Below are 26,475 nucleotides of genomic sequence, written 5' to 3'. Positions count from 1 at the left end.
ACGAAGGACGGCAACCATCCCGGAGGAACAGCCGTGCCAGCCACCACCACCCTCAGCATCCCCGATCTTGCCGGCAAGGCGGTGTTGGTCACCGGTGCGTCGACCGGCATCGGGGCGGCACTCGCGCTGGCCTATGCCGGGCAGAAATCCAGGGTGGCGCTGCACTACAATTCGAGCCGCGAAGCCGCCGAGAAGCTTGGCAAGACGATTGCCGACAAGGGCGGCGAGGTGTTCCTCGTCCAGGGTGACTTTTCCGTTCCCTCCGATGTCGAACGCGTCGTCGAGGACAGCGCGCGGCATTTCGGCCGCCTCGATGGGCTGGTCAACAACGCCGGCGGCATGCTTGGCCGCGTGCCCTACGCCGAGCAGACCGAAGCGCATTACGACGCGGTGATGGACCTCAATGCGCGTTCGGTGCTGACGGCCTCGCGCAAGGCGATCCCATGGCTGAAGAAACAGGGCGGCTTCATCATCAACACATCGTCGATCGCCGCCCGCAACGGCGCCGCCGGCGGCGCCGGGCTGTATGGTTCGGCCAAGGCGTTCGTCTCCAATGTCACGCGCGGCATGGCCAAGGAACTGATCGGCTTCGGCATCCGCGTCAATGCGGTGGCGCCGGGCGTCATACTCACACCCTTCCATGAGCGCTATTCGACCGAGGAGCAGATAAGGGGCATGGTCGCCACCATTCCCCAGGGGCGCGCCGGCACCGCGCAGGATTGCGTCGGCGCCTATCTGTTCCTCTCTTCCGATCTTCTGAGCGGCTATATCATCGGCCAGGTGATCGAGGTGAACGGCGGCCAGTTGATGCCTTGAGCGGCGGCCTGCATACTGGCGATCTGCATATTCTTGTCGAAAACCTTGAAGGGAGACAATGGAATGTACGGACTGATCGGCAAGATGCGGGCGGCGCGCGGCCAGCGTGACGCGGTCATGGACGTCCTGCGCGCCAGCACCGGTGCCCTGCCGGGTTGCCTGAGCTATATCATCGCCCGCGACCCCGCCGATGCCGATGCGATCTGGGTCACCGAAGTGTGGACCGACGCCGAAAGCCACAAGGCCTCGCTGCAGCTTCCCGAAGTCCAGGCGGCGATCGCCAAGGCGCGGCCGTTCATCGCCGGCTTTGAATTCCAGGTCGAGACCCACCCAGTCGGCGGCTTCGGGCTAGCCGACGGCAATGCCGGTTAGGTATGATCCCGAAAAGTGGAAACCGGTTTTCGGAAAAGATCATGCTCGAGCAAAGAGCAACTCCAGGAAAAGTGTGAAACGGTTTTCCCGGGAAAAGCGCACAGCGCTTTCCCTTGGGAATTGCGTCCGGACAAAGAGATGAAGCGGTTCTGCGTTTCCGCGAAACGATGAACCGCTCCAAGGCAGGCATCCTTTTTCGGCGCGGCGGGGTTCGCATCGTCCCGCTTCGAGTCTAAGACCAAAAAATGGATTCCTCGGCCGAGCAGCTCCCAGACCAGCCCGCTATCGAGCGCATGGCGCGCCTGCACAAGCTCTGGCAATGGCTGGCCCTGCTGATCGTCTCGACGTTGTTTGCCGGTGCGCTGGAACTCGCCGCGCTGCCGGCGGCGTTGCTGATCGGACCGATGCTGGCGGCGATCGTCGCCGGCACCAACGGCGCCAGGGTGCGCGTGCCGCGCCTTCTGTTCGGCGCCGCCCAGGCAGTCGTCGGCTGCCTCGTCGCTGCTTCGATCTCGGCTGGCATCTTTCCCGTTTTCTACCGGGAATGGCCGCTGTTCCTCGGTGTGGTGATTGCCACAGTCACAGCTTCCAGCCTGCTCGGTTGGCTGATCAGCCGCTGGCGCATCCTGCCCGGCACCACCGCCGTCTGGGGCTCGTCGCCAGGTGCCTCCACCGCCATGGTGCTGATGGCCGGTGCCTTCGGCGCCGACCAGCGCCTCGTCGCCTTCATGCAATATCTGCGCGTCATCGTCGTTTCGATGACGGCGGCTCTCGTTGCCAAGATGTGGGTCGACACGTCAGGCGTTGAAGTCCCCGCCATCATCTGGTTTCCGCCGATCGATCCGCATGCCTTCGCCGCCACCATCGGCATCGCGCTTGTCGGCGGCCTGTCGGGAAAACTGCTCAGGCTGCCCTCGCCCTTCTTCCTCGGTACCTTCATCCTCGGCTCCATCATCCATCTCGGCCTTGGCGTGGAAATGCAATTGCCGCCATGGCTGCTGGCCGTCAGCTATGCCTTGGTCGGCTGGTCGATCGGCCTGAACTTCACCCGGCCGATCTTGCGCCATGCGGCGCGCGCCTTGCCACAGATCATCGCCTCGATCGTAGCCTTGATCGCCTTTTGCGGCGGCCTCGGCTTCATGATGAGCCATCTGCTCGGCATGGATCCGCTGACCGCCTATCTGGCGACCAGCCCCGGCGGCATGGACAGCATCGCCATCATCGCCGCCGCCGCGAGGAACGTCGACATCTCCTTCGTCATGGCATTGCAATCGGCACGCTTCCTGATCGTGCTGCTCGTCGGCCCAAGCGTTGCGCGGCTGGTGGCCAGAGGCATCCGGGAATGATCTCACGGGACCCTGAGCCTTGGCGCATACTCTAACCTGCGCTTGGATGGTGGCAGGCGACGAAATGGTTTTTGTCGACGAGCGAAAGCACGGGACGTTCCTGGCGGCAGACCGAAGTCGCCGCCACGCAGCGCGTATGGAAACGGCAGCCTGACGGCGGGTCGAGCGGGCTTGGCAGATCACCCTTGAGCATGATCCGCTGGCCTGGCCTATTGTCGACATCGGGAACCGGCACCGCCGAGCGAAGCGCTATCGTGTAGTGATGCCGTGGCGCCGAGAAGATCGCGTCGACAGGCCCTGTCTCGACGATCGAACCCATGTACATCACCGCCACCCGCGACGAGAACTGCCTGACCACCGAGAGGTCGTGGGCAATGAACACATAGGTCAGGTTGAACTCGTCGCGCAGATCGCAAAGCAGGTTGATGATCTGCGCCTGGATCGACACATCCAGCGCCGATACCGGTTCGTCGGCAACGATCAGCCGCGGCCGCAGCGCCAAAGCGCGCGCGATGCCGATGCGCTGGCGCTGTCCACCCGAGAATTCATGCGGGAAGCGTTGGGCATGCTCGGGAAGCAGTTCGACGCGGACCAGCAATTCCTCGACGCGATCCATCATCTCCGATCGCGACAGCTTTTCGTGCACCCGGAACGGGTCCGCCAGAAGATCGCCGACGCGGCGGCGCGGGTTGAGCGAAGCGGCGGGATCCTGAAACACCATCTGCATCTGGCGGCGTATCGGCCGAAGCTGCCGTTGCGAGGCTTTGGTAATGTCCAGGCCTTCGAATTCCAGTGCCCCGGAGGTGATTTCGGTGAGCCGGACGAGGCATCGCCCTAGAGTCGATTTTCCGCAGCCGGACTCGCCGACGATGCCAAGCGTCTCGCCCGGGAAGATGTCGAGCGAGATCTGCTCCACGGCATGGACGATCCGCCGCTGAAGGAGCGAACGCCCGACCGGATAGTGTTTCGACAGATCGCTGGTCCGCACCAGCGGCTTTGGCCTGGTCTCGGTCATGCGGGCACGGCCCCTGCGGCCAGCGTCCGGCGCAGGTCCTGGCGGCCGTCCTGCGGCAGAAAACAAGCCGACCGGTGCCCTCCCGCTCCGCCAAGCGAAGGCTGCGCGATACAGGCTTGGTGGCGGAATGTGCAGCGCGGCCCGAAGGCGCAGCCCTGCGGCATCTGGCTCAGTTTCGGCGGACTGCCGGGAATTGCCGTCAGCCGCGCGGGACGCGGGCCATGCATCGGCGGAATCGAACCGAACAGGCCCCACGCGTAGGGGTGAAGCGGTTCGCGGAAAAGCTGCCCCTTGCCGCCCTCCTCGACCACGCGCCCCGCATACATCACCAGCACGCGATCGGCGACTTCGGCGACCACGCCGAGGTCGTGGGTGACCAGGATCACGGCGGATCCGAACTCATCGCGCAATCGGCCGATCAGCTCCAGGATCTGCGCCTGCACTGTCACGTCGAGCGCCGTCGTCGGCTCATCGGCGATCAGCAGGGCCGGATTGCACGACAGCGCCATGGCGATCACGGCGCGCTGGCGCATGCCGCCGGAGAGTTGGTGCGGATAGCGGTCGACGGCGCTTTCGGGGCTCGGCAATCCAACCGCGTCGAGCAAGTCCACCGCCCGCTTGCGCGCGATGGCGCGCGACACCCGCTCATGCGCACGAATCTGCTCGATGATCTGGTCGCCGATCGTATGCACCGGGGTCAGCGCCGTCATCGGATCCTGGAAGATCATCGCGATCTGCCGGCCGCGAATGGCGTCGAGCGCACGGCGCTTGAGGCCCAGCAACTCCCGGCCGAGAAACCGAACCGACCCGGTGACGACGGCATTGGGGCTGCTGATCAGTCCCATAATGGCGAGCAAGGTCTGGCTCTTGCCCGAGCCGCTTTCACCGACGACGCCGAGGATTTCGCGCTGTTCGAGCGAAAACGAGACGCCGCTGACGGCGGGCACCACACCGCCCTCCGTGAGGAACGAGACGCACAGGTTCTCGACGACCAGCAGCGGTTTGTCAGTGGGCATCCCTAACCCTCGGATCGATGAAGACAAAGGCGACGTCGACGATGAAATTGGCCATCACCACGAAGAACGAGGCATAGATGACCGTCGCCAGGATCATCGGCAGGTCGAGCGTCTGCAACGCACCGTAGGTGAGCTTGCCGACCCCCTGCAGGCCGAAGACCACTTCCGTCAGCAAGGCGCCGCCGCCGACCAGGGCGCCGAAATCGAGCCCGAACATGGTGACGAAGGCGACGAGCGAGGTTCTCAGCCCATGATGGAGCAGCACCCGCCGCTCGCCGATGCCCTTGGCGCGGGCGGTGCGGATGAAATCCTCCTGCATGGTCTCGATGATCGAGGCCCTAAGCACGCGGCCGTAAAGCCCGATGTAGAGTGTGGCGAGCGTGAACCAGGGAATGACCAGCGCCTTGAACCAGCCCCAGGGATCCTCGGTGAGGGGGATGTAGCCGAGCGGCGGCACCCACGAGAACAGCCAGCTGTCATGCCAGCGGCTCTGTGTAACCAGGTTGGCGACTTCGCCCAGCCAGAAGACCGGTATCGACACGCCGACCAGGCTGAGAATCATCAGCGTCCGGTCGAGCCACGTGCCGCGCGTCGCGCCAGCAACCACACCGACGACCAGCCCCCCGAGAACCCAGAAGACCGCGGCGCCGAACACCAGCGACAGGGTGATCGGGATCGCCTCGAGCACCGTTGGCACGACCTTCTGGCCGCGATTGACGAAGGAGGCGAGGTCGCGGCTGACAAAGAGCCGCTCCATCATCAGCGCGTACTGGACTGGCAGCGGCCGGTCGAGGCCGAAATCGTGCCGCACCTGCGCCAGCGTCTCCTGCGACGCGTTGCGCCCGGCTATGCGCGCCGACGGGTCGGCGCCCGGCGTGGCGAAGAAGATCAGGAAAGCGACGACGCTGATGCCGAACATCACCAGCACCATCTGACCGAGCCTGGAAACGAGCGCCGTCAGCATCAGGCGACCCTTATCGAGGATTTTGGGTCGAGCGCGTCGCGCACCCCGTCGCCCAATATGTTCAGCGCCAGCACGCAGATGACGATTGCCAGCCCCGGCGCCAGGGCGACGATCGGGCGCGAATAGAGAAGCCCCTGGCCATCCTGGATGATGGTGCCCCAGCTTGCGTCGGGCGGCTGCACGCCGATGGACAGGAAGGACAGCGAGGATTCGGTCATCATGTTCAGCGCCAGGATGAGCGGCACAAAGACGATGACCCGGGTGATCACATTGGGCAGGATGTCATACAGCAGGATGCGCCAGGGCGACGCGCCGATGCCGATCGCCGCCGTGACGAACTCGGCCTGCATCAGCGATAGCACATGGCCGCGGATCGGCCTGGCGACATAGGGCACGTAGACGATGCCGATGATGAAGATCGGCAGCCAGAGACTGCCGGAGCGGATTTCGATCGGCCCGATGTTGATGCTCTGCGTGATCAGCACGATCGACAACGAGATCGCCAGCAGGAAGATCGGAAACGCCCACAGCACGTCGAGGATGCGCGACAGCAAGGTATCGACCAGACCGCCGAAAAAGCCGGAGACAACGCCGAGCACTGTCGCCAGGCCCAGGCATATCAGCGCCGCGGCGCCGGCGATCAGCAGCGAATTTCGCCCGCCATAGAGCAGGCGCGCGGCCACGTCGCGGCCCTGATTGTCGGCGCCCAGCATATAGGGCCCGAAATCCCAGGTCGGTCCAAGCGGCGTGAACCCCAGGCCAAGCCCCTCGGTCGAAGGTTCCAGCACCTGTCTGGTCTGGCCGTCCATGACTATCTCGCCATTGAGATTGGTGGCGAAAGGGTCGGTCAGCGCGACATGGCGGGCATAGAGCGGGGCTGCGAGCGAAGCAGCGGTGATCAGCACCAGCACGCCGAACGCCATGATGGCGGCATGATCGGCCCTGAGCTTGCGCCACGCCGTGCGCCATGGCCCCTCGGCGCCCCGGCGGCTCCGAACCAGCGCTTGCCCGCCACTCGAATTGTCCATGATGGTATGAATTTCAGATCAGCGGGAAAAAGCAACCGCGGCGGAGGATTGCGCATCGTTCCGCCGCGGATCGGACTGGGCTTGGTCACTCAACCCCTGATCACTCGACCCACGACTGGCTCATGATCCAGTAGAATTGCGGGCTGAAGACGAAATTCTTCAACCGCGGCGAGATCAGGTCGACGCGCTTGGGCGTGAACAGCACGGCGACAGGAGCTGCGTCGGTCACCGCTTTGTCGACGCCGGTCCACAGCTGCGCCCCCTTGGCCGGATCGGCGATCGTGGCGGTCTGGGCCTCGACCATCTTCTGGTCGATCGACTTGTCGCAGAAACCGGAGATGTTGACCGAAGCGTCCGAGCCGGGCGTGAACGAGGCGCAGCTGAACAGCACCTGCAGGAAATCCGAAGGCGCCGGATAATCCTGGAACCACTGCGAGATGGAAATCTGCACCTTGTTGTTGGTGTTCTGGATGTAGGTGAACTGGATGTTCTGCGAGATCGGCTTCACCGAGGTCTTGTAGCCCAGCCCGTTCAGCACGTCCTGCAGATACACACCGATCGATTTCGACACTTCGGTGTCCTCGGTGATGATCGTCACCTCTTGGCCGGCCGTGCCGGAGGCGGCGACCAGCGCCTTGGCCTTCTCCAGGTCAGGCGCCGACCACTTCTCGCCGGGACTGGCGGTGAACGGGCAATAGGGCGCGTAGGACGGGAAGTCCGGCGGCAGGATCTGGCAGGACGGCTGCGCCAGGTTGCTGCCGCCGAACAGCTTGACGATAGCCGCTCGGTCGATGGCGTAGTTGACAGCCTGCCGCACGCGGATGTCGTTGAACGGCGCCAGATTGGTGTTCATCGGCGCATACCACATCGCCGTCAGCGGATGCACCGACACCTGCTTGGCGTATTTGGTGCCCAGTTCCGCCAACCGGTCCGCCGGCGGCGGATCGAACATCCAGTCGGCCTGGCCGTTCTCCACGGCGGTGACCGCCGCCTCGTCGGAGAGACCGAAGCCATAGTCGATCTCGTCGGGATATCCGGCCGGCTGCGCTTCCTTGCTCCATTCCTTGAAATGCGGATTGCGCACCATCTTGAGCAGGCTGTTGGGGTCGTAGCTGGCGATCATGTAGGGCCCGGTGCCGGGAATGGGCACGGTGCCCGAATCCTTGAGCGGCGCCTCGGCGGGCAGGATCGCCGCGTGCGGGATCGAGATTTTTTGCAGGAAATCGGGATCGGGCGCCACCAGATTGAAGGTGACGGTGCTTGCCGCCTCATCGGCCCCGACGCCGCCCTCGAGCGTGCAGGTCGCCGGCGTCTTGAGGCATTTGTCGGCGCCGACGATGCCGTTGTAGAGCGTGCCCGTCGTCGGGCCGCTGATCTTGAACATGCGCTGGAACGAGGCCACGACATCGGCCGTCGTCAGGTCCGATCCGTCGGCGAACTTGATGCCCTTGCGCAGCTTGAAGACGTATTTCTTGCCGCCGTCTTCCGGCTTGGGCAGGCTCTCGGCCAGATCCGCCACCACCTCGAAGCCGGTCTTGTCGCCGGTTTTGCGGAAGGTCACCAGCCCGTCATAGAGGACATAGTTGATCTGGAAATATTGCAGCGTGTAGTTGATGTGCGGATCGATCGTACCGGCAGCGGCGTTGGCGAGAAGCTTGAGCGTTCCGCCAACCTTGCCTTCCTGCGCGGCGGCACCTGTCATGGGCGCCATCAGCATGAGGCCGGCCAGGCCGACACCGGCCATCATTGCGTTAAAAACCGTCCGGGACCGCATCGTCTTGCTCCTCTAGGGAAGTGGGTGATCGCAAGCCGCGACCTGCGCCAAGTGACACACGCCGGACCGTGATCCATTGTACACAGCCTATGGCGCGCGAAACCCGCCGGGATAGCTGTGAATTAAGATAGTTTTGATCCTTCAGACCCGTCACAGACAACAAGCCGTGATCGCGGACTGCTTATTTGTTGGGCATTTGGTGAACATGCCCGTTTGACAAACATTGGCCGGCGAGTAAGCTTTTGCTCATGCAGGGCATGTCCGGCGATTTCGAAAGTGAATTTCACACGGGGATGAGTGTCGACGCCGCGATGGCGGCAGCGATGCGCGCACTTGCGCCCGCCGGTTTCACCTCGCTGATCTATGACTATACGCCGGTCCCGGTCAGCCATGACGGCGATTTGATCACGCCTTCGCTGATGGCGCTCGCCAACGTCCCGTCCGACATGCAGGACCTCTGGTGCAAGGGCGGCTTCTATCAGCTCGATCCGGTGCAGGAGGCGGCACTTGCCGTATCCCGGCCGTTCCTGTGGTCGCACAAGGGGTCCCAGAGCCCGGTCATGCGGCGCATCTTGCAGCGCAAGCACGATCCGGTGGTGAGCTACCTCCTCGACACAAGGATGACATGCGGCGTCACTGTGCCGATCCGCTTCGACGGCGGCGATCTCGCGACCTTCACCGCCATCCGCCTCGATCCTGAGCCGCATTTCGAAGCCGAGGCACAAAGCATGCTGCCAAGCATCGGCGACCTCGGCCACCTGTTCCACGACTGTGTCTATGCAGGCTTCGATCAGCGCACCAGGACGAGCCAGTATTTCCACCTGACATCGCGGGAGCGCCAGTGCCTGAGCCTGGCGGCTTGCGGTTTGACGGCCAAGCAGATCGCCCATGAAATCTGCCGCAGCGTGCCGACCGCGACGCTGCATCTCAACGCCGCCAGTCGTAAGCTCGGCGCCCGCAACCGCTTCCACGCCATCGCCCTGGCGGCCCACTACCGGTTGCTCGGACCGATCAGCCAGGGCCAGAACCCGTCCCGCCGGATCAGTCAAAACTAGTGTTATTGCTAGCTGGTCGCCTGCCGATCCGCCTCTATACCCTTTGCCGCGACAATGTCGGAGACCGCTGATCAGCGGTCTTCGCCGAGCGACCCAGGCGGAGGGACACGATGGACGATCTCGCGGTATCGGAAGGTTTCAGCACCTACGGGCCATACAGGACCTGGTACCGCGTAACGGGAGATCTGGGTTCTGCAAAGCTGCCGCTGGTCGTTGCCCATGGCGGTCCAGGCTGTACCCATGACTATGTCGACAGTTTCAAGGACATTGCCGGTTTCGGCCGCGCGGTGATCCACTACGACCAGATCGGCAACGGACGATCCACCCACCTGCCGGAAAAGGGCGGCGACTTCTGGACGGTCGACTTCTTCCTTGGCGAACTGGATGCACTGCTTGCCCATCTCGGCATCCATCAGCGCTACGCCCTGCTCGGACAATCCTGGGGTGGCATGCTCGGCGCCGAGCATGCGGTGCGCCGACCACCGGGCCTCAAGGCGCTGGTGCTCGCCAACTCGCTTGCCTCGATGAAGCTGTGGGTCGAAGGTGCGGGGCAGCTGCGCGCGGAGCTGCCGACGGCGGTGCGGCAGGCGCTCGATCGCCACGAAGCGGACGGGACGACCGACCATCCCGATTACCTCGCGGCGACCCGGGCGTTCTACGACCGGCACGTCTGCCGCGTCGTGCCCTGGCCGGCCGAGGTGGCGCGCACCTTCGCCGCCATCGACGCCGATCCCACCGTCTATCACACGATGAACGGCCCCAACGAATTCCACGTCGTCGGCACCATGCGAGACTGGACGATCATCGACCGGCTGCCGCTGATCGAGGCCCCGACGCTGGCTTTTCGCGGCTTTTTCGATGAAGCCACGCCAGCCTGTGTCCAGCCCTTCCTTGACCATATTCCCACGGTCGAAGGCCATGTCTTCCCGCTCTCCAGCCACATGCCGCATGTCGAGGAAAGAAAGGATTGCATGGCCGTCACCGAGGCCTTCCTTGCCCGCCATGACTGACTGCTATTCGCGCGGCGAACCGTTGCCCGCGACAGCAAGCCGCTCGGGAAGGAAATCGACGAAGACGCGAACCTTCGGCGACAGATAGCGATTGGATGGCCACAGCATCCTGAATTGGCCACGACCGTCGACATGATCGTCGAGGACGCTGTGCAACCTGCCGTCGCGCAACGCCTCGTGGACCAGGAAGTCAGGCATGCAGCCGATGCCAAGACCAGCGATCGTGGCGCCCTTCAAGGCTTCCATGTTGTTGCAGGTCAGCATCGAGCGGATCCGCGGTTCGGCGTCCCCGGCAATGAACGGCCAGTCGAGCAACCTGCCGCTGTTGAGAAAGCGGAAGTTTATGCCGAAATGCCTGATGAGATCCGCCGGCACGCCGGGGGTGCCATGGCGGTCGAGATAGGAGGGCGCCGCGCACAGCAGCATGCGAAAAGGCGCAACGGGTCTCGACACCAATCGTGAATCGGGCAGGTCGCCACTGCGGATCGCGACATCGATGCCTTCGTCGATCACGTCGACGATGCGATCGTTGAAGTCGATGTCGAGCTCGATCTCCGGATAGCGCGCCATGAACTCCGACAGCACCGGTAGCAGCAGATGATAGGTGACAATCGGGGTCGAGACACGGAGCCGGCCATGCGGCGTTTCGCGTGTCCGCGACAGCATCGCCTCGGCATCGTCGATGTCGTCGAGGATGCGGCGCACCCGCTCGTTGAACAGCTTGCCCTCCTCGGTCAGTCCGATCCGCCGCGTGCTGCGCTGCAGGAGGCGCACCCCGAACTCCTGTTCGAGCCGGGCGACACTCTTGCCGACAGCGGAAGCGGAAATGCCAAGTGCCCGTCCAGCGGCGACGAAACTGCCGAGCTCGGCGGTACGGGCAAAGGCCATGAGGCCGCTGAGACGATCCATCACATCAATCCATTCGAGCGTTTCAGTCCGATATGACTGGAGATAAAATACCATTTTGCCGGAAATGTCGTCGACCTATCTTGTGAGTGCGACCGGCCCTGTGACCGCAGCGGCATGCCGGCGATACTGCTTCAGATAGGAAAACCCATGACCTTGAAGACGAGAACCGGCTCGGCCGAGAGATGGCTGGTGCTGCTGTCGGTATGTCTTGCCGCCATGACCATGCCTTTGACCTTCACCGGTCCGGCCGTCGCGCTGTCGCGCATTGCGGCCGATCTCGGCGGCAGCCCGATCGAGCTCAACTGGGTGACCAATGCCTTCATGCTGACCTTCGGCGCCACCCTGATGGCGGCCGGCGCTCTCGCCGACAACCAGGGGCGCAAGCGCGTATTCCTCGCCGGCCTCTCCACCTATGTCCTGGCGTCGCTGGGCTCGATGCTCGCGCCTGACATCGTCTGGTTCGATGTGCTGAGGGCCGCGCAAGGTATCGGCAGCGCCGCCGCCTTTGCCGGCGGCGCTTCGGCGCTTGCCCAGGAATTCGAGGGATCGTTGCGGCTGCGCGCCTTCAGTTTCCTCGGCACCAGTTTCGGCATCGGCCTCGCTTTCGGCCCGATCGTCTCCGGCCTGCTCATCAATGCATTCGGCTGGCGGTCGATCTTTCTTCTGGTCACCGCGCTCGCGGTCGCCGCCGCGGCTCTTGGCTTGCGCACCATCAGCGAATCGCGCGATCCGAACGCGACGGGCCTCGACTGGGCGGGAGCCGGCACCTTCACGATTGCGCTGGCGTCGCTGACCTGTGGCGTGCTCCAGGCCCCGCAGAGCGGCTGGACCAATCCCTTCGTTATTGCGCTTCTCGGCGCGGCCGCGCTCTGTCTTGTTGCCTTCGTCGTCGTCGAGCGGCGCGTGCGCCGGCCGATGCTCGATCTCACGCTGTTTCGCTATCCCCGCTTCGTCGGCGTCCAGTTTCTGGCGGCTGCCCCCGCCTATGCCTTCGTCGTCCTGCTCGTCCTCTTGCCGATCCGCTTCATCGGCATCGAGGGGATGACCGAAATCAAGGCGGGGCAATTGATGATCTGCCTGTCGGGGCCGTTGCTGATCCTGCCGTTGCTTGCCGGCCAGATGGCGCGCTGGATCGCTCCGGCCACCATCTGCGGCATCGGCCTGCTCGTCGCCGCCGCCGGCCTTGTCTGGCTGAGCCTGACACCACCGGTCGACATCGCGCTGGTGGCGCCGCTGGTGCTGATCGGCGTCGGCATCGCCTTGCCGTGGGGGCTGATGGATGGGCTTGCCGTCAGCGTCGTGCCGAGGGAGCGCGCCGGCATGGCGGTCGGCATTTTCAACACCACCCGCGTCGCTTGCGAGGGCGTGGCGCTGGCGATCGTCATGGCGATCCTGTCGGGCTTCACGGCCGCGGAACTCGCAGCTCAGGGAACGGCTTCTTCCGCGGACACGGCCGCCGCGGCGCAATTGCTGGTAACTGGCAATCTCGGACAAACGGTCCAACACCTGCCGCGAGCCGGAGCCGCCGTTCTGGTCCAGGCCTACGAGACAGCGTTCGGCAGGCTGCTAATGGTGCTGGCGGCCATCACCGTCATGACCGCCATTATCGTCTTCCTTGGCCTGCGTCGCGGGTCGGCGCCGGAACACGAGGCCGCACCTTTGCCGGCATGCCAGGAAGGATAACGTCAGGTGATGACAAGGCTTGCTATGCGATCATCGTCCAGCGTGAAGGTCATGTCGCCCTCGCCGTTGAAGCCGTCCCCTGTGACGGCGATGCGGACGCGGTAGCTGCCTTCCGCTGAGATGACACGAACGATGCGAAGATGGGACTTCAGGCCGATATTGTCCGACTGGTTCCATCGCGCGATGTGCTCGCGGCCCTGAAAGGACCGTCCCCAATCCCTCAGGAAAGCGTCGGCGGTAAAGCTGTCGAGAAAAGCTTCCGTGTCGCCGGCATTGGTGGCCTCGACGAAGCGGCGGATGGAGTCGGGTGTCGTCATTCGTCTGTGCCGAGGGTGCGTTGATCCAGCCCCACTTGAATATCAATGCACCTTAATCCAGCCTGTGCATCAGATCATCATCCAGCCAGCGGCCGAAGAAATAGACCAGTTGCTTGTGCCACCACGGCCAGTCATGGCTGACGTCGCCGCCCCAATAGTCGACCCAGGCGGGAATGGACTTGTCGCGCAGGATCTGTTCCAGCTTGCGCGTCTCGACCAGCATCCGCTCTTCCCACGCGCCTTGCCCGCAGCAGAAGATCAGCCGCAGCGCCTTCAGGCGGCCAAGCAGCTTCTGGTCGACGATGCCGGGCAGATAGTCGAGCGGCGAATTGTAGAAGATGTCGCCGTCCAGCGCCTTGCCGAAGAAGTCGCGGGCCGAATAGACGCCCGACAGCGCGATGACGCCGCTGGCCAGTTCCGGAAAGCGGAAAACGAAGTTCGACGAGTGGTAGGCGCCCATCGAACAGCCTGAAAACAGTGGCTTCAGCTTGCGCCCGCCATTGGCTTGCGCGGCCGTGGACAGGAACTCCGGCAGTGCCTCCTCGCGCACATAGCGGAAATAGGCCTCGTGACGGGCGATGCGATGCGCGGCTTCGGCATGCTTGTCGAAGAAGGACTCCGAATCGATGCCGTCGACCGTGAACAGCTGGATACGGCCGGTGTCGATGAACTCGGCCAGCGCGCCCACCCCGCCCGAATCCTCGAACTGGTAGAACCGTCCCTGCGAGGTCGGGAACACCACCACCGGCCGGCCGGCATAGCCATAGCGCTTGTATTCCATGTCGCGGCCGAGATTGCCCGAGAAGTTCTTGTGATAGGATATGTCCATCGCCTCACGCCTTTTCCGCGTGGATGTAGGCGACCGCCTCGCGCAGCGCTGCCGCGTCCTTCGAGCGCATCTGGTAGGCGTAATTTCCCATGGCGCGGCTGAAAACCTCTTCGATGGCCTGATGGTGGACGATCCTGTCACGGTGCGCCGCTAGCACGTCCTCATGGCTGTGCAAATAGTGGAGATGGCGCTTGCGGCTGGCGTAAGCGGTGAAATACTTGCCCTCGTAGGGGCCGCCGGCGGCGTCCTTGACCACCATGTCGGCCCAGGCCGCATAGACGTCGATGTCGAACGTGTAGTTGATCGCATCGGTCATCCAGGCGCCGGGTGGTCGCATGTTGACCTCCAGCGCGATGACGCGGTCGTCCCTGGTCTCGAACAGCTCGATGTGGAAGAAGCGCTCGCGCACGTCGAACGCCTTCAGGATTTTGCGGCCGGCCTCCTCGACCGCCGGGCTGATCCGGGGAAAGCAGGTGTAGCTCATGTGGCGGTCCTTGTTGACCACCTCCATGACGCTCTGGTCGTAGCGGTGGCTGGCGGCCAGCACCACCTCGCCGTCGCGGTTGACCAGCCCGTCGAACGTCACCACCAGCCCCTCGATGAACTGCTCCATGACGAAGGTCACATCCTCGGGCTTGTCCCTGAAGAACTGGTCGAGCTCCCTGGCGTTGGAGATCTTGAAGGTATTCGAGGCGCCGGAGCCGGTGTCGGGCTTGACCACTACCGGATAGCCGACGCGGCGAATGAAGGTCATGGCCCCGGATCGGTCGGAGCATTTGCGCTGCGCGATGGTGTCCACCCCGCTCTTGCGGAAGAAGGCGCGCATGCGGCTCTTGCGTTTCAAATTCTTCACGAAATCGAGCTTGGTGCCGTAGATGTTGAAGTCGGTGCGAATGTTGGCTTCCAGCTCCAGCCAATGCTCGTTGAGCGATTCAAAACGGTCGATGCGGCCCCATTTGTGGATGAAATGACCCATCGCCCGGAACACGGGCTCATAGTCCTCCATGTCGGCGACACGGTAGTATTCAGAAAGCGCTGCCTTCAGCTTGCCGTCCAGCGCGTCGTAGGGTGCGTCGCCGATGCCGAGCACCGTGGCCCCGGCCTTCTTCAGCCGATCGCAGAAATCTGCGCCGTTGGCGGGAAAATGCGGCGAGAAGAACACGAAATTCATGGATGACCCCTCCCCACGACAGGACATCGCGGCCCCATCGACGTCCAAGTCTGGCGCATTTGCAGCGCGCGGGGAAGAGCACCCGCGTTGGGGACATTGCTCGACAAACGCTGGCCCGCCATGCGGTCCCACTTGCCTCTCACGAGCCGCTCCTGTATGAGAGCCGCCATGAACACGCGCGCCACCAACGCTACCCGTCCGACCGGTTTTTCCGGCGAGACCATGCGCGCGCTCACTTCGACCCTGCTTCTTCTCGGCCTTATCGGCGATCGCCGGGTTCGCTGAAGGAGCGCCCGGCGGTCGAACCGCCGCGCAAGCGCATGCTCCTTGGCACTCACATCAAGCGAACGAAAATCTGGTAAAGGCGCCACTCGCCAGCAATCCGTCTGAAGGCGGATCCGAGGGTCGCCGGGAGAAATGACGATGAACGCACGAGAAGAAATCCGCCCTGATGCCGCGGTAGCCGGCAAGGACAGCGCGAAGAGCATGAAGAGCCGCGGCATGCCTGATGCAGCCCGCAAATATCAACCCTATCCAACCGTTGGCCTCGCCGACCGCACATGGCCCTCGAAGGTCATCGACAAGGCACCGATCTGGTGCTCCGTCGACCTGCGCGACGGCAACCAGGCGCTAATCGATCCGATGGGCCACGATCGCAAGGCGCGCATGTTCGCGCTCCTGCTCGACATGGGTTTCAAGGAGATCGAGATCGGTTTCCCCTCCGCATCGCAGACCGATTTCGATTTTGCCCGTTGGTGCATCGAAGAGGGCAACGTGCCCGCCGATGTCTCGCTGCAAGTGCTGGTGCAGTGTCGGCCGGAACTGATCACCCGCACCTTCGAGGCGCTCAAGGGCGCCACCAACCCGATCGTCCATTTTTACAATTCGACCAGCGAACTGCAGCGCCGCGTCGTCTTCGAAAAAGACATCGGCGGCATCAAGCGCATCGCGACCGACGCCGCCAAGATGATCACCGACATGGCGGCCAAGGCTGGCGGCGGCTTTCGCTTCGAATATTCTCCGGAAAGCTTTACCGGCACCGAACTCGAAGTGGCGCTGGATATTTGCAACGCCGTCACCGAGATCGTCAGGCCGACCCCCGACAACAAGCTGATCATCAACCTGCCCTCGACGGTCGAGATGTCGACGCCCAACATCTATGCCGACCGCATCGAATGGATGTGCCGCAACCTCGACAACCGTGAGAACCTGCTGATCTCGCTGCACCCGCACAATGACCGTGGCACCGGCGTCGCCACCACCGAGCTCGGCCTGATGGCCGGCGCCGACCGCGTCGAAGGCACGCTGTTCGGCAATGGCGAGCGCACCGGCAATGTCGACATCGTCACCCTGGCGCTCAACATGTACACCCAGGGTGTCGACCCGGGGATCGACTGCTCCGACATCAACCGGATGAAGGATGTTTACGAATATTCGAACCAGTTGAAGATCCCCGAGCGCCACCCCTATGTCGGCGAGCTCGTCTACACGGCCTTTTCCGGCTCGCACCAGGACGCCATCAACAAGGGCATGAAGGCGCTGAAAAAGGCCAACAAGAGCTTGTGGGAAGTGCCTTATCTGCCGATCGATCCGGCCGATGTCGGCCGTAGCTACGAAGCGATCATCCGCATCAACTCGCAGTCGGGCAAAGGCGGCATCGCCTATGTGCTGCAGGCCGATTACGGCCTCAACCTGCCGCGCAACCTGCAGATCGAATTCAGCCAGGAAATCCAGGCGATCACCGATGCCGAGGGCAAGGAAGTGCCGGCCAGGCGCATCTACGAGCGCTTTCTCGAGACCTATGTCGACCAGCCCGGCGCCCGGCTGAAATTCCTCGATCACCACACCTATCCGGACACTGCGGTCAAGGGCCGACGCGTGGTCGAGGCGACCATCCTCGACAACGGCAAGGAAGTGACGATATCAGGCACCGGCACTGGTCCGATCGACGGCTTCGTCGATGCATTGTCGCGCCATCTCGGCGTCGAGATGTCGGTTCTCGACTATTCCGAGCACTCGATGCAGCGCGGCTCGAACGCCTCGGCCATCTCCTATGTCGAGATGGAATATCCTGATGGCAAGCTGTTCGGCGCCGGCATCAACACCAACATCGTTGCCGCTTCGCTGGAAGCGGTGACGTCCGCCGCCAACCGTATCGTCGGCAAAAGGGCCGGTTGACGCACGACCAGAACGAAGGTCGGGACCATCCCCATCTGGTGATCGGTTCCGATCCTTCGCTTCATTAACCACCGCTGAATTATCCGGTGGGGTACGTGATCGCATAATGGGTGTATACTTGTGTGGTGGTGCGGGAACGATATGATCGTGCCTCAACCTGTGCCGACTTCAAGAGGATCGACACTTGCAGCATGCGACGCCTGCCGCCCCCGCAGTGCGCGAGACACTGGAGCGACTGCTTGCCAGCGAAACGTTCGGGAGATCCGAGCGCGCGCGTAAACTGCTTCGCTATCTTGTCGAGCGCGAGCAGGCAGGCGAAGCCGATAGGCTGAAGGGCTTCTCCATCGCCATGGACGTCTTCGGCAAGGACGGAGATTTCGATCCGTCGACCGATGCCGTGGTCCGGGTGCAGGCGGGCAGGTTGCGCGACCTGCTGCAACACTATTTCGCCAACGAAGGCGTCGCCGAGCCCGTCCGCATCGCCATTCCGCGCGGCGGCTATGTTCCAGCCTATGAGCTCAATGCGATCCGCCTGCCGGAAACCCTGGAGCCTGCCGGGCAAGCGGAGGCGGCGGCCGCGGCCGAACGACCCACCGACGCCGGCGACGCTGTTCCCGCCGCGGCATTGCTGGCTGCCGCGCCCTCGCCCACCCCCTCGGTGGTGCGCCATCTCCGCTTCTTCTGGATGGCGATCGCCCTTGTCATCGCCATGCTGGGCGTCCTGATCCTCCGTCAGGGCAGCACGGCCTTGCTGGCGGGCGGCGACATGTCGGCAACGATCGAGACGGCCGCCGCAACTGGCAGCATCGCGCCATCGCCAGTGGCTGAAGCCCTGCCGCTCGTCTACATCGCCGTCAAGGCCGATGGCGCCGATGCCAGCAGGGTCGCCGCGTCGCTGCGCGCCGGCCTGAGCAGCTTCGATACGATCGACTTCATCGGTCGCGACGCCGCCAACAGACCCGATCCGGCCAACGATGCCACGAGCTTCATATTCGACATCCTGCCTGGTCCGAACGCCGGCGATATCACGATCGAACTGCAGAGCATGGCAACCGGACGGGTGCTTTTGTCGCGCAACCTGACTGCCGCCGACAGCGCGCCGGCCGCCGTCGAGGACCATATCGCCGGCATCTTGACTTCGGCCGTTCCAGCTTCCGGCACGATCTACAACTACATCGAGCAAAGCGGCATTCAGACCGGCCTGACGCAGTGCCTGCTGCTCAACGACAAATATTATCTCGACCAGAACGCCAAGACCCATGAGGCCGCATATCGCTGCCTCGAGGCTCTTGCCAGCAACGGGGCGAAATCGTCACTGGTCTATTCAGAGCTTGCCTCGCTGCATCTCGAGGCGGTTAACGATCATTACGCCTATCCTCCGGATGCGACGGTCGAGAAAGCCGTGGAACTTGCCCATCGCGCCGTGCAGATGGGACCGACCAGCCCTTATGCGCATCGCTCCTACGGCTACATCAATACACGCATCGGCAATGCCGACGAAGCGCTCCGCTGGATGCGCAAGGCCTATGATCTCAACCCCTATGATCTCGCCATGGCCGCCGCCTATGGCTATGGGCTGATTTTCGCCGGCCGATATGCCGAGGGAACACCGATCCTCGCCCATGCCGTGGACACCTCCAGCGGGCACCCGACATGGTGGGATTTCGGACTTTTCGCCGGCGAATTCATGCTTGGCGACATGAACAAGGCCACCATTGCCAGCAACGCGTTGAGAACGACTGCAACAAAATCGCATTATCTCGCCGCCCGGCTGATCGGCGCCAGGATCGCCGGCCATGACAACCAGGCGCGCAAGTTGATCGATGAACTGACCGCCAAGTTTCCGAATTTCGCCGCCAATCCGCGCGCAACCTTCGCCGACAGGAAATACCCGGCCGACCTGACCGATCGGCTGGTCAATGCCTTGCGCGCCGCCGGGCTCGGCAACGCCAGCTAGCACGACCGACATCACGGATCGTGGCATGACGCACCACGCCACGAAAGAATACGACGCGCTCCGATCGCCGAGTGTCGATTGGCCTCAGGGTTTTCTGTCGGCAACCGCCGCCAATCGCAAAGATTTTACTGGCTATCGCCCTGGACAAGGAGCAATTCAGCCACATTCGATCTCGCGCGTCCTGCAATAATAGATAAATCAAAACCCTTCCGCTTTCATGACCCCATCGCTTTATGCCGCTGAACAGGGTGTTGGCTCGAAGACCATCGTCCTTGTGCATGGTTTCGGCGGCTGCCACGATGTCTGGCGCGAGGTGATCTCCTCGCTGGCGCCTTCCGCGCGCACGCTGGCCTATGATCTACCGGGGCACGGGCTGTCGCTCGATTTTCCCGCGGCCGGTCCAGCCAAGGTGGCGGCAAAGGCCATTCTCGCCGATCTGTCGGCGCGTGGGCCGAAGCGCGTTCATCTCGTCGGCCACTCGATGGGCGGTGCGGTGGCGACGCTGATGGCGTTGGCCGAGCCCGGAAAAGTGGCCTCGCTGACGCTTCTGGCTCCGGGCGGCTTTGGCCCCGAGATCAACGGCCCGCTGTTGCGCCGCTTTGCCGGTGCTGTCGACAAAGCCGAGATCCACGCTTGCCTTGCCGCCATGTCCGGCCCCCACAGTCTGCCTTCGGAGCGAAACGTCGACGTGCTTTGCGACATGCGCAAGCGTTCCGGCCAGTTGCCGAAGCTTGTCGAGATCGCGGCCGCCATGACCACGGACGATCGGCAAGGCGTCATCCCGCGCGACCGCCTCGAAGGGCTGGACATGCCGGTGATGGTGGTGTGGGGAACCGATGACACGGTGCTGCCCTTTACCCAGGCGGATGGCCTGCCGGCGCATTTTCATGTGCACCATGTGCTGGAGGCCGGCCATATGCTGGCCGAGGAAGCCCCCGATCTCGTCGCCGAGATCATTCGCCGCAACACCAACCGCCGCGCCAGGCCGCATCGCCTGAAATTCTCCGCTGCGGCCGGCTGACTCGGTCGGGCGCGATGCCTTCCGGAACGGCTTGATCCCGCCGATCTCGCCAGTGCATTTTGCCGGCGGCTGTGTTAACTCCGTGTTAACCAAACCCGCGAGGCAAACGCCAATGAAGGAAGCAGGCGAGAAGATAAACGATCCGTCGAAAAAACTGTCCGACGCCATCCGTGATGTGAAGAATGCCTTTGCCGACCGTGACGACGTCGTCGTCGATATGCGCGAAGCCCATCGCATGCGCCTCGATCTGCTTGCCGCGGAACTGGCGCCGGTTTTTGCCGATGTTCCCGCCGACATGGACAATTTCGACTTCGTCGTCTCGTCCGGCTTGCAGCCGCGGCTGTGGATCGACGCCGTCAGCCATGTCGCGATGGGACGCGACCGCCGCACCTATCGCTTCCTCAGGGACACCCGCATCGGCCGTGTGGTGCTTGCCGAATCGACCGAGATGAAGCCCGTTGCCGATTCCGTGACGCGCTACGTCGCCGAGCGTGTCGTCGAGCGTCAGAGGATGATGGAAGGTGGCGTCGAGCCGGCTGTCGCAGGCCTGAAACGCGCCGACGTTCGGGAGGCCGAGCCACCGTTGCGGTCGACGACGCGCAGCTCGGGCTGGTCGGCGTTCCTGTCCGGCCTTGGCCTGATCGCCGCTGGCGCGCTGGTCGGGCTGGCGGTGTCGGTCGCCTTGTTCTGGGACCGCATCGTGGCCATGGTCCTCAGCTTGCGGCCGTAGCGGTTTCAGCACCCAGCTCCAGTGTCTGCAGATCGGAAGGCGGTATTGCTGGCCCGGTCAGGCCACGCCGGGTAAGCTGGATCCGCCAATTGCCCTTTTCGCCGTCGATATCGAACAGGTTGTACTGCGCCGCCGGGTGCTTGCCGCCCGGCGCCTGGCCGGCGGCCGCGACGCCGACCACCGGAACCCGGGCGCCCCGGATGCCGATGAAGAACAGCGACGGCAGGTGCGAATGGCCGTGCAGGACGAGCTCGGCGCCGTGGCGGCGAATGATCTTGTGGAAGCGGGCAATGCCAAACAGCCGCTTTTGCTGCGAGACCGCGCCGCGCACCGGCGGATGATGGATCATGATCACGCGAAACAGCCCTTGCCGGCCCGTCGCGTCGAGAATCTTGCCGAGCCGCCCCGCCTGCCCTTCCATGAAGAAACCGTTGGCCATGAACGGCGCGGTGGCGCGCGCCGTCGAGACGCCGATCAGCGCGACATCGCCGCGCTCGCGCAGATAGGGGAAGGCGTTGCGGTCCACCGGCGTGTTGATGCCGTCGCCGCTCATCCACGCCGCCCATGACCGGCAGACCTTGTCGAAGGCCCCGGGGACATAGGCGTCGTGGTTTCCCGGAACGACCGAAACATCATGCGGCGATCCCAGCGTCTCCAGCCAGTACCTGGCCATTTCGATCTCGGCGTCGAGCGCCAGATTGACCAGGTCGCCGGTGATGGCGAGGTGATCGGGGCTGCTCGCCTTGATGTCGGCGACGATCGTGTCGATGACGGCGTCATGCATGTGGCGGCGGCGATTGCGCTGCCAGTTGACGTAACCGAGCACGCGCTTGGAGGCGAGATCGCGATAGGTTACATCGGGAAGCGGCCCCAGATGGACATCGGAAATATGCGCGAGCCTGAACATCCGTCTTTCATAAGCGACGCGCCTCCCGCTTTCCACCCACGGTTTCTCTATTGATGACGACAGGCTCACAAGACGTTTTCCGCCAGACCGGCTGGGCAGGGCTCAGGGCAAGGCTGTTCCATCTCTATTTCGTGCTGCGGCGACCGATGACGCTTGGCGTGCGCGCCCTCGTTCAAGACAAGGCAACCAATTCGGTCTTCCTCATTCGCCATACCTATGTTCCGGGCTGGCAACTTCCCGGTGGCGGGGTTGAGGTCGGCGAGACGCTTGCCGAGGCGCTGGCGCGCGAACTTGCCGAGGAAGGCAACATCGCGCTGAACGCCCCGCCGGTGCTGAGGTCGGTGCATTTCAACCGCCGCTCCAGCCGCCGCGACCATGTCGGCCTCTATCTGATCGAGCACTTCAATCAGACCGCGCCGAAGCTGCCGGATCACGAGATCGCCGAGGCAGGCTTCTTCCCGCTCGACCGCTTGCCGGAAGGCACGACACCGGCAACGCTGCGCCGGATCGCCGAGATTTTTGGTGGCGAGCCCGCATCGCCCTACTGGTAGATCAGGCCGCCACCTTGCGGAACCGCGCCCGGTCATGCGGTTGGGCATAGTCGAGTTCAGGACCAACTGGCACGATCCGGGTCGGATTGATCGTCTCGTGGCTGCCGTAATAATGCGCCTTGATGTGATGCAGGTTCACGGTCTCGGCAACACCAGGCACCTGATACAGATCGCGCAGATAGTTCGACAGGTTCGGATAGTCGGCTATGCGACGCAGATTGCATTTGAAATGGCCGACATAGACCGGGTCGAAGCGCACCAGCGTGGTGAACAGCCGCCAGTCGGCCTCGGTGATGCGATCGCCGACCAGATAGCGTTGTCCCGAGAGGCGGTCCTCCAGCGTGTCGAGCGTCGAGAACAGCTCACCGAATGCTTCCTCATAGGCGCTTTGCGTGGTTGCGAAGCCGGCACGATAGACGCCGTTGTTGACGGAGGGATAGACCAGAGCGTTGATCGCATCGATCTCGCCGCGCAGCGCCTGCGGATAGAAATCGAGGCTGGCGTCTCCCCATTCATCGAAGGCTGAATTCAGCATGCGGATGATCTCGGAGGATTCGTTGGAGACGATGGTCTGCTCCTTTTTGTCCCACAGCACCGGCACCGTCACCCGGCCCGAATAGGCCGGATCGGCCCTGGTGTAGATCTGGTGCAGGAAGTCGAGGCCGTAGAGCGTGTCACCGGTGGCGCCGTCCTCGGCCAGGAACGTCCAGCCGTTGGCACCCATGAAATGATGCACCACCGACACCGATATGATGCCTTCGAGCTTCTTCAGCGCGCGAAAGATCAGCGTCCGGTGCGCCCACGGGCAAGCAAGCGAGACATAGAGGTGATAGCGGCCCGGTTCTGCCTTGAAGCCGCGGCTGCGGCCTTCGGCTGGCGTTCCATCGCGGGTGATCCAGTCGCGCCAATGCGATCGCGCCCGTATGAACTTGCCGCCGCTGTCCTTGGTGTCGTACCAGCGGTCCTGCCATTTGCCGTCGACCAGCAATCCCATCGCGTGTTCCTTTCCTGCTTGCCCTTCATGTAGGACACCAGTCGGCCGCGCGGAATCACCTGGTGCTGAACAGACCGTCAAGCGACGGCGTGGCCCAAGAAGCCCCCGATTGCAGCGGCGGGAAATTGATGCTAGCGGACAATCCGCATGTTCGACTTTGCCTTGATCCGGTTTGACCGACGACGAAAGGGCGCCCGCGCTTGATGAAGCGCTGACTGGCGAATGCTGCCGTTTGCAGCAAACCTTTCCTCTTCTACCGGAACGCAAAGACCATGAGCCTTGCCGACGTGAAATACCTGCCGGAAACTCCGGCGCATGACCTCCAGATCGAAGCCATCAATGACGAAGCTTTCGGGCCCGGCCGTTTCGTGCTGGCCGCCTACAAGATCCGCGAGGCTGGCGGGCATGATCGATCGCTGTCCTTTGTCGCCGTCGATGGCGATACCGTCGTCGCTTCGGTGCGCATGACCCGCATCGCCGCCGGCGCCGGCCGCGCCCTGATGCTCGGGCCGCTTGCGGTGCGGCCGGCCTTCAAGAATCTCGGCATCGGCCGCCGGCTGGTCTCGATCGCGCTGGAAGCGGCCGCCAAGTCCGGCGCGCCCGCCGTCATGCTGGTCGGTGACGAGCCTTATTATGGACCGCTCGGCTTCAAGAGGATCCCGCGCGGCCAGATTTCGATGCCACGCCCTGTCGATCTCGATCGGTTGCTGTCGCACGAGATTACGCCGGGCGCGGTCGCCAGGCTCTCGGGCGAAGTCTGCCACGCCGATCAGGCCAGGGTTGCCGGTCACGTCACGGCGATGGCTTGACCTTGCGAGCCGACCTGGCGCCTGATCAGTCCCTGTTCTCATGTGAAAGGATGACGCCATGAACCCGAATGGCCAGATCGCGATCGTTACCGGCGGCGGTTCCGGTCTTGGCGAAGCAACGGCGCGCGCTCTTGCCGCCAAGGGCGCCCGCGTCGCCATCTTCGACATTGGTATTGACCGCGCGGCGAAGCTTGCGGCCGAGATCGGCGGCATTGCCGTCCAATGCGATGTCAGCAGCGGCGACAGTGGCACTGCCGCTCTCACCGAGGTCGCGGCCAAGCTTGGTGAGCCACGTATCCTGGTCAATTGCGCCGGCATCGCCATCGGCGTGAAGACGATCGGCAAGGACGGCCCCCATCCTCTCGATCAGTACCGCAAGGTCATCGAAGTCAATTTGATCGGCACTTTCAACATGATCCGTCTCGTCGCCGACCGTGCCGCCAGGCTCGAGCCGTTGCAAGGCGGCGAGCGCGGTGTCATCGTCAACACCGCTTCCGTCGCTGCCTTTGACGGCCAGATCGGCCAGGCCGCCTATTCAGCCTCCAAGGGTGGCGTCGTCGGCATGACGCTGCCGGTGGCGCGCGACCTTGCCCGTTCCGGTATCCGGGTCTGCACCATCGCGCCCGGCATCTTCAAGACACCGATGGTAGCCGGCATGCCGCAGGAGGTGCAGGATTCGCTGGGCGCCGCGGTGCCCTTCCCGTCGCGTCTCGGCGAGCCATCCGAATATGCGGCCCTTGCGTTGCACATCATCGAGAACCAGATGCTGAACGGCGAAACCATCCGCCTCGACGGCGCCATCCGCATGGCACCGAAATAGCTGGCCATGAACACCGGCATATCCACCGCCGGAAAGACCGGTCCGCTTGCCGGGCTGAAGGTGATCGAGATGGCCGGGCTCGGTCCCGTGCCGTTGGCGGGCCTGATGCTTTCGGAGATGGGCGCGCAGGTGCTGCGCATCGAACGGGCTGGTTCGGACCGGCCGCTCCTGTCGCTGCCGGATGAATACAACATCGATCGTCACGGCCGCTCTATCCTGCGCATCGACCTCAAGCGCCAGGAAGGCACCGAACTGGCGCTGCGCCTTGCCGAAAAGGCAGACCTTCTGGTCGAAGGCTTTCGCCCGGGCGTCATGGAGCAGCTTGGCCTCGGTCCGGATATCGTTCTGGCGCGCAATCCGGCTCTGATCTACGGCCGCATGACCGGCTTCGGCCAGGATGGGCCGCTCGCGGGCCGTGCCGGCCACGACATCACCTACCTTGCCTATTCGGGCCTGCTGCACGCAATTGGCCACGCGGACAGCCGCCCCGTCCCGCCGCTCAACCTCGTCGCCGACTATGGCGGCGGCACCATGATGCTGGTTGCCGGCGTGCTGGCCGCCCTGTTCCAACGTTCGCGCACGGGCAAGGGCCAGGTAGTCGACGCCGCGATGGTCGAGGGCGTCTCGATGCTGGCGACGCCCCTGCACGCCTTGACGGCGGCTGGCCTTTGGGACGAAAGACGCGGCGCGAACCTGCTCGATTCCGGCGCTCCCTTCTACGACACCTATGAGACGGCGGATGGCGGGCACATCGCCATAGGCTGCCTGGAACCGCAATTCTTCGCCGAATTCGCCAGGTTGCTGCCACTCGAAGAGCGGTTCGTACCCGGCCAGTATGACAAATCGCTGTGGCCACCGATGCGCGCCGCCATTGCCGACCGGATCAGGCGGAAATCACGCGACGACTGGGACCGGCTGTTTGCCGAAACCGATGCCTGCGTAGCTCCGGTCCTGTCGCTGCGTGAAGCGAAGCATCACCCACACAATCGGTCGCGCGATGCCTTCGTGACTACGGGTGCGTTCAAGCGCCCTGCACCGGCGCCGCGTTTTTCGGCCTCGCGGCCGGCACCGGCAACGAAGCCTGGCGACCAGGATCTGTCGCCGTCGACAGTGCTGACACGTTTCGGCTTTGCGAAAACCGAGATCGACGACCTTGTCAAACTGGTCATGCTGGCCAATAACTAGAGAAGAAAAATCAGCTTA

Annotated in this window: 25 protein-coding genes; 14 read left to right on the top strand and 11 right to left on the bottom strand. The window is 63.6% G+C overall.

Annotation, left to right across the window (positions count from 1 at the left end; translation table 11 throughout):
- Positions 1 to 33 precede the first annotated feature (33 nt).
- From BLS48_RS15890 to BLS48_RS15880, 3 genes are all read left to right on the top strand, one after another.
- Positions 34 to 816 (top strand): SDR family NAD(P)-dependent oxidoreductase, encoded by a 783-nt coding sequence (locus BLS48_RS15890; RefSeq protein ID WP_091579032.1) that lies wholly within the window; start codon positions 34 to 36, stop codon positions 814 to 816.
- A 63-nt stretch (positions 817 to 879) separates the two neighbouring features.
- Positions 880 to 1,188 (top strand): putative quinol monooxygenase, encoded by a 309-nt coding sequence (locus BLS48_RS15885; protein WP_091579031.1) that lies wholly within the window; start codon positions 880 to 882, stop codon positions 1,186 to 1,188.
- 245 nt (positions 1,189 to 1,433) lie between these two features.
- Positions 1,434 to 2,534, top strand: coding sequence for an AbrB family transcriptional regulator (locus BLS48_RS15880; protein WP_091579029.1), 1,101 nt, complete (start codon positions 1,434 to 1,436; stop codon positions 2,532 to 2,534).
- Between the two features lie 31 nt (positions 2,535 to 2,565).
- Here the strand turns inward: BLS48_RS15880 and BLS48_RS15875 are convergent, their stop codons facing one another.
- The 5 genes from BLS48_RS15875 to BLS48_RS15855 form a co-directional block, all read right to left on the bottom strand.
- Complete coding sequence (locus BLS48_RS15875) at positions 2,566 to 3,549, bottom strand: ABC transporter ATP-binding protein (RefSeq protein WP_091579028.1); 984 nt, start codon at positions 3,547 to 3,549, stop codon at positions 2,566 to 2,568.
- A complete protein-coding gene (locus tag BLS48_RS15870; RefSeq protein ID WP_091579026.1) occupies positions 3,546 to 4,565 on the bottom strand; it encodes an ABC transporter ATP-binding protein in 1,020 nt (339 codons plus the stop codon). The genes BLS48_RS15875 and BLS48_RS15870 overlap by 4 nt, the downstream gene beginning before the upstream one ends.
- Positions 4,555 to 5,529 carry an ABC transporter permease gene (locus BLS48_RS15865; RefSeq protein WP_091579025.1) on the bottom strand — a complete coding sequence of 325 codons (975 nt, stop codon included), beginning with the start codon at positions 5,527 to 5,529 and terminating at the stop codon, positions 4,555 to 4,557. The genes BLS48_RS15870 and BLS48_RS15865 overlap by 11 nt, the downstream gene beginning before the upstream one ends.
- On the bottom strand, positions 5,529 to 6,557 hold the full coding sequence (locus BLS48_RS15860; RefSeq protein WP_091579023.1) for an ABC transporter permease: 1,029 nt from the start codon (positions 6,555 to 6,557) through the stop codon (positions 5,529 to 5,531). The genes BLS48_RS15865 and BLS48_RS15860 overlap by 1 nt, the downstream gene beginning before the upstream one ends.
- A 100-nt stretch (positions 6,558 to 6,657) precedes the next feature.
- Positions 6,658 to 8,331, bottom strand: coding sequence for an ABC transporter substrate-binding protein (locus BLS48_RS15855; protein ID WP_091579021.1), 1,674 nt, complete (start codon positions 8,329 to 8,331; stop codon positions 6,658 to 6,660).
- 293 nt (positions 8,332 to 8,624) lie between these two features.
- On the opposite strand from BLS48_RS15855, the gene BLS48_RS15850 reads away from it, so the two are divergent.
- Together BLS48_RS15850 and BLS48_RS15845 are read left to right on the top strand one after the other, a co-directional pair.
- Positions 8,625 to 9,386 carry a helix-turn-helix transcriptional regulator gene (locus BLS48_RS15850; RefSeq protein ID WP_244529620.1) on the top strand — a complete coding sequence of 254 codons (762 nt, stop codon included), beginning with the start codon at positions 8,625 to 8,627 and terminating at the stop codon, positions 9,384 to 9,386.
- Between the two features lie 110 nt (positions 9,387 to 9,496).
- Positions 9,497 to 10,396 (top strand): proline iminopeptidase-family hydrolase, encoded by a 900-nt coding sequence (locus BLS48_RS15845; protein WP_091579018.1) that lies wholly within the window; start codon positions 9,497 to 9,499, stop codon positions 10,394 to 10,396.
- A 3-nt stretch (positions 10,397 to 10,399) separates the two neighbouring features.
- Here BLS48_RS15845 and BLS48_RS15840 read toward each other — a convergent pair whose 3' ends face one another.
- A complete protein-coding gene (locus BLS48_RS15840) occupies positions 10,400 to 11,305 on the bottom strand; it encodes a LysR family transcriptional regulator (RefSeq protein WP_091579428.1) in 906 nt (301 codons plus the stop codon).
- 147 nt (positions 11,306 to 11,452) lie between these two features.
- On the opposite strand from BLS48_RS15840, the gene BLS48_RS15835 reads away from it, so the two are divergent.
- Positions 11,453 to 12,988, top strand: coding sequence for an MFS transporter (locus BLS48_RS15835; protein WP_091579017.1), 1,536 nt, complete (start codon positions 11,453 to 11,455; stop codon positions 12,986 to 12,988).
- Between the two features lie 2 nt (positions 12,989 to 12,990).
- On the opposite strand, the gene BLS48_RS15830 is transcribed toward BLS48_RS15835, so the two are convergent.
- The 3 genes from BLS48_RS15830 to BLS48_RS15820 are packed head-to-tail and all read right to left on the bottom strand — an operon-like array spanning position 12,991 to position 15,305.
- The gene (locus tag BLS48_RS15830) at positions 12,991 to 13,305 is read right to left on the bottom strand and encodes a nuclear transport factor 2 family protein (RefSeq protein WP_091579015.1); all 315 of its coding nucleotides are present in this window, start codon (positions 13,303 to 13,305) and stop codon (positions 12,991 to 12,993) included.
- 52 nt (positions 13,306 to 13,357) lie between these two features.
- Positions 13,358 to 14,134, bottom strand: a complete 777-nt coding sequence (locus BLS48_RS15825) for an esterase family protein (protein WP_091579014.1) — start codon at positions 14,132 to 14,134, stop codon at positions 13,358 to 13,360.
- 4 nt (positions 14,135 to 14,138) lie between these two features.
- Positions 14,139 to 15,305: an ATP-grasp domain-containing protein gene (locus tag BLS48_RS15820; RefSeq protein WP_091579012.1), complete on the bottom strand. Its 1,167-nt coding sequence runs from the start codon at positions 15,303 to 15,305 to the stop codon at positions 14,139 to 14,141.
- A 501-nt stretch (positions 15,306 to 15,806) separates the two neighbouring features.
- On the opposite strand from BLS48_RS15820, the gene leuA reads away from it, so the two are divergent.
- From leuA to BLS48_RS15795, 4 genes are all read left to right on the top strand, one after another.
- The gene (leuA, locus tag BLS48_RS15810) at positions 15,807 to 17,483 is read left to right on the top strand and encodes a 2-isopropylmalate synthase (RefSeq protein ID WP_167365118.1); all 1,677 of its coding nucleotides are present in this window, start codon (positions 15,807 to 15,809) and stop codon (positions 17,481 to 17,483) included.
- Between the two features lie 184 nt (positions 17,484 to 17,667).
- A complete protein-coding gene (locus BLS48_RS15805) occupies positions 17,668 to 19,440 on the top strand; it encodes a tetratricopeptide repeat protein (protein ID WP_091579011.1) in 1,773 nt (590 codons plus the stop codon).
- 217 nt (positions 19,441 to 19,657) lie between these two features.
- Positions 19,658 to 20,461 carry an alpha/beta fold hydrolase gene (locus tag BLS48_RS15800; protein ID WP_091579009.1) on the top strand — a complete coding sequence of 268 codons (804 nt, stop codon included), beginning with the start codon at positions 19,658 to 19,660 and terminating at the stop codon, positions 20,459 to 20,461.
- A 112-nt stretch (positions 20,462 to 20,573) separates the two neighbouring features.
- Entirely contained in the window at positions 20,574 to 21,191 is a 618-nt protein-coding gene (locus tag BLS48_RS15795) for a hypothetical protein (RefSeq protein WP_091579007.1), read from the top strand.
- On the opposite strand, the gene BLS48_RS15790 is transcribed toward BLS48_RS15795, so the two are convergent.
- On the bottom strand, positions 21,175 to 22,098 hold the full coding sequence (locus tag BLS48_RS15790; RefSeq protein ID WP_091579006.1) for a metallophosphoesterase family protein: 924 nt from the start codon (positions 22,096 to 22,098) through the stop codon (positions 21,175 to 21,177). The genes BLS48_RS15795 and BLS48_RS15790 overlap by 17 nt on opposite strands.
- Before the next feature lie 53 nt (positions 22,099 to 22,151).
- Here BLS48_RS15790 and BLS48_RS15785 point away from each other — a divergent pair, with 53 nt between their 5' ends.
- Positions 22,152 to 22,649: an NUDIX domain-containing protein gene (locus BLS48_RS15785; RefSeq protein WP_091579004.1), complete on the top strand. Its 498-nt coding sequence runs from the start codon at positions 22,152 to 22,154 to the stop codon at positions 22,647 to 22,649.
- A 1-nt stretch (position 22,650) separates the two neighbouring features.
- Here BLS48_RS15785 and BLS48_RS15780 read toward each other — a convergent pair whose 3' ends face one another.
- Complete coding sequence (locus tag BLS48_RS15780; protein WP_091579002.1) at positions 22,651 to 23,643, bottom strand: glutathione S-transferase family protein; 993 nt, start codon at positions 23,641 to 23,643, stop codon at positions 22,651 to 22,653.
- A gap of 272 nt (positions 23,644 to 23,915) precedes the next feature.
- Here BLS48_RS15780 and BLS48_RS15775 point away from each other — a divergent pair, with 272 nt between their 5' ends.
- The 3 genes from BLS48_RS15775 to BLS48_RS15765 are packed head-to-tail and all read left to right on the top strand — an operon-like array spanning position 23,916 to position 26,457.
- Positions 23,916 to 24,452, top strand: coding sequence for a GNAT family N-acetyltransferase (locus BLS48_RS15775; RefSeq protein ID WP_091579001.1), 537 nt, complete (start codon positions 23,916 to 23,918; stop codon positions 24,450 to 24,452).
- Between the two features lie 58 nt (positions 24,453 to 24,510).
- Positions 24,511 to 25,272, top strand: coding sequence for a 3-hydroxyacyl-CoA dehydrogenase (locus BLS48_RS15770; protein WP_091578999.1), 762 nt, complete (start codon positions 24,511 to 24,513; stop codon positions 25,270 to 25,272).
- A 6-nt stretch (positions 25,273 to 25,278) separates the two neighbouring features.
- A complete protein-coding gene (locus BLS48_RS15765) occupies positions 25,279 to 26,457 on the top strand; it encodes a CaiB/BaiF CoA transferase family protein (protein ID WP_091578997.1) in 1,179 nt (392 codons plus the stop codon).
- The last annotated feature ends 18 nt before the right edge of the window (positions 26,458 to 26,475 follow it).

It is taken from the genome of Mesorhizobium qingshengii, from assembly GCF_900103325.1.
Taxonomy (GTDB): domain Bacteria; phylum Pseudomonadota; class Alphaproteobacteria; order Rhizobiales; family Rhizobiaceae; genus Mesorhizobium; species Mesorhizobium qingshengii.
This window is presented reverse-complemented; position numbering and strand designations above follow the sequence as displayed.

Excerpts from the sequence above, each read along its gene's own strand:
- BLS48_RS15885 (WP_091579031.1), top strand. The coding sequence starts at position 880 with ATGTACGGACTGATCGGCAAGATGCGGGCGGCGCGCGGCCAGCGTGAC.
- BLS48_RS15880 (WP_091579029.1), top strand. The coding sequence starts at position 1,434 with ATGGATTCCTCGGCCGAGCAGCTCCCAGACCAGCCCGCTATCGAGCGC.
- BLS48_RS15875 (WP_091579028.1), bottom strand. The coding sequence starts at position 3,549 with ATGACCGAGACCAGGCCAAAGCCGCTGGTGCGGACCAGCGATCTGTCG.
- BLS48_RS15870 (WP_091579026.1), bottom strand. The coding sequence starts at position 4,565 with ATGCCCACTGACAAACCGCTGCTGGTCGTCGAGAACCTGTGCGTCTCG.
- BLS48_RS15865 (WP_091579025.1), bottom strand. The coding sequence starts at position 5,529 with ATGCTGACGGCGCTCGTTTCCAGGCTCGGTCAGATGGTGCTGGTGATG.
- BLS48_RS15860 (WP_091579023.1), bottom strand. The coding sequence starts at position 6,557 with ATGGACAATTCGAGTGGCGGGCAAGCGCTGGTTCGGAGCCGCCGGGGC.
- BLS48_RS15855 (WP_091579021.1), bottom strand. The coding sequence starts at position 8,331 with ATGCGGTCCCGGACGGTTTTTAACGCAATGATGGCCGGTGTCGGCCTG.
- BLS48_RS15850 (WP_244529620.1), top strand. The coding sequence starts at position 8,625 with ATGAGTGTCGACGCCGCGATGGCGGCAGCGATGCGCGCACTTGCGCCC.
- BLS48_RS15845 (WP_091579018.1), top strand. The coding sequence starts at position 9,497 with ATGGACGATCTCGCGGTATCGGAAGGTTTCAGCACCTACGGGCCATAC.
- BLS48_RS15840 (WP_091579428.1), bottom strand. The coding sequence starts at position 11,305 with ATGGATCGTCTCAGCGGCCTCATGGCCTTTGCCCGTACCGCCGAGCTC.
- BLS48_RS15835 (WP_091579017.1), top strand. The coding sequence starts at position 11,453 with ATGACCTTGAAGACGAGAACCGGCTCGGCCGAGAGATGGCTGGTGCTG.
- BLS48_RS15830 (WP_091579015.1), bottom strand. The coding sequence starts at position 13,305 with ATGACGACACCCGACTCCATCCGCCGCTTCGTCGAGGCCACCAATGCC.
- BLS48_RS15825 (WP_091579014.1), bottom strand. The coding sequence starts at position 14,134 with ATGGACATATCCTATCACAAGAACTTCTCGGGCAATCTCGGCCGCGAC.
- BLS48_RS15820 (WP_091579012.1), bottom strand. The coding sequence starts at position 15,305 with ATGAATTTCGTGTTCTTCTCGCCGCATTTTCCCGCCAACGGCGCAGAT.
- leuA (WP_167365118.1), top strand. The coding sequence starts at position 15,807 with ATGCCTGATGCAGCCCGCAAATATCAACCCTATCCAACCGTTGGCCTC.
- BLS48_RS15800 (WP_091579009.1), top strand. The coding sequence starts at position 19,658 with ATGACCCCATCGCTTTATGCCGCTGAACAGGGTGTTGGCTCGAAGACC.
- BLS48_RS15795 (WP_091579007.1), top strand. The coding sequence starts at position 20,574 with ATGAAGGAAGCAGGCGAGAAGATAAACGATCCGTCGAAAAAACTGTCC.
- BLS48_RS15790 (WP_091579006.1), bottom strand. The coding sequence starts at position 22,098 with ATGTTCAGGCTCGCGCATATTTCCGATGTCCATCTGGGGCCGCTTCCC.
- BLS48_RS15785 (WP_091579004.1), top strand. The coding sequence starts at position 22,152 with ATGACGACAGGCTCACAAGACGTTTTCCGCCAGACCGGCTGGGCAGGG.
- BLS48_RS15780 (WP_091579002.1), bottom strand. The coding sequence starts at position 23,643 with ATGGGATTGCTGGTCGACGGCAAATGGCAGGACCGCTGGTACGACACC.
- BLS48_RS15775 (WP_091579001.1), top strand. The coding sequence starts at position 23,916 with ATGAGCCTTGCCGACGTGAAATACCTGCCGGAAACTCCGGCGCATGAC.
- BLS48_RS15770 (WP_091578999.1), top strand. The coding sequence starts at position 24,511 with ATGAACCCGAATGGCCAGATCGCGATCGTTACCGGCGGCGGTTCCGGT.
- BLS48_RS15765 (WP_091578997.1), top strand. The coding sequence starts at position 25,279 with ATGAACACCGGCATATCCACCGCCGGAAAGACCGGTCCGCTTGCCGGG.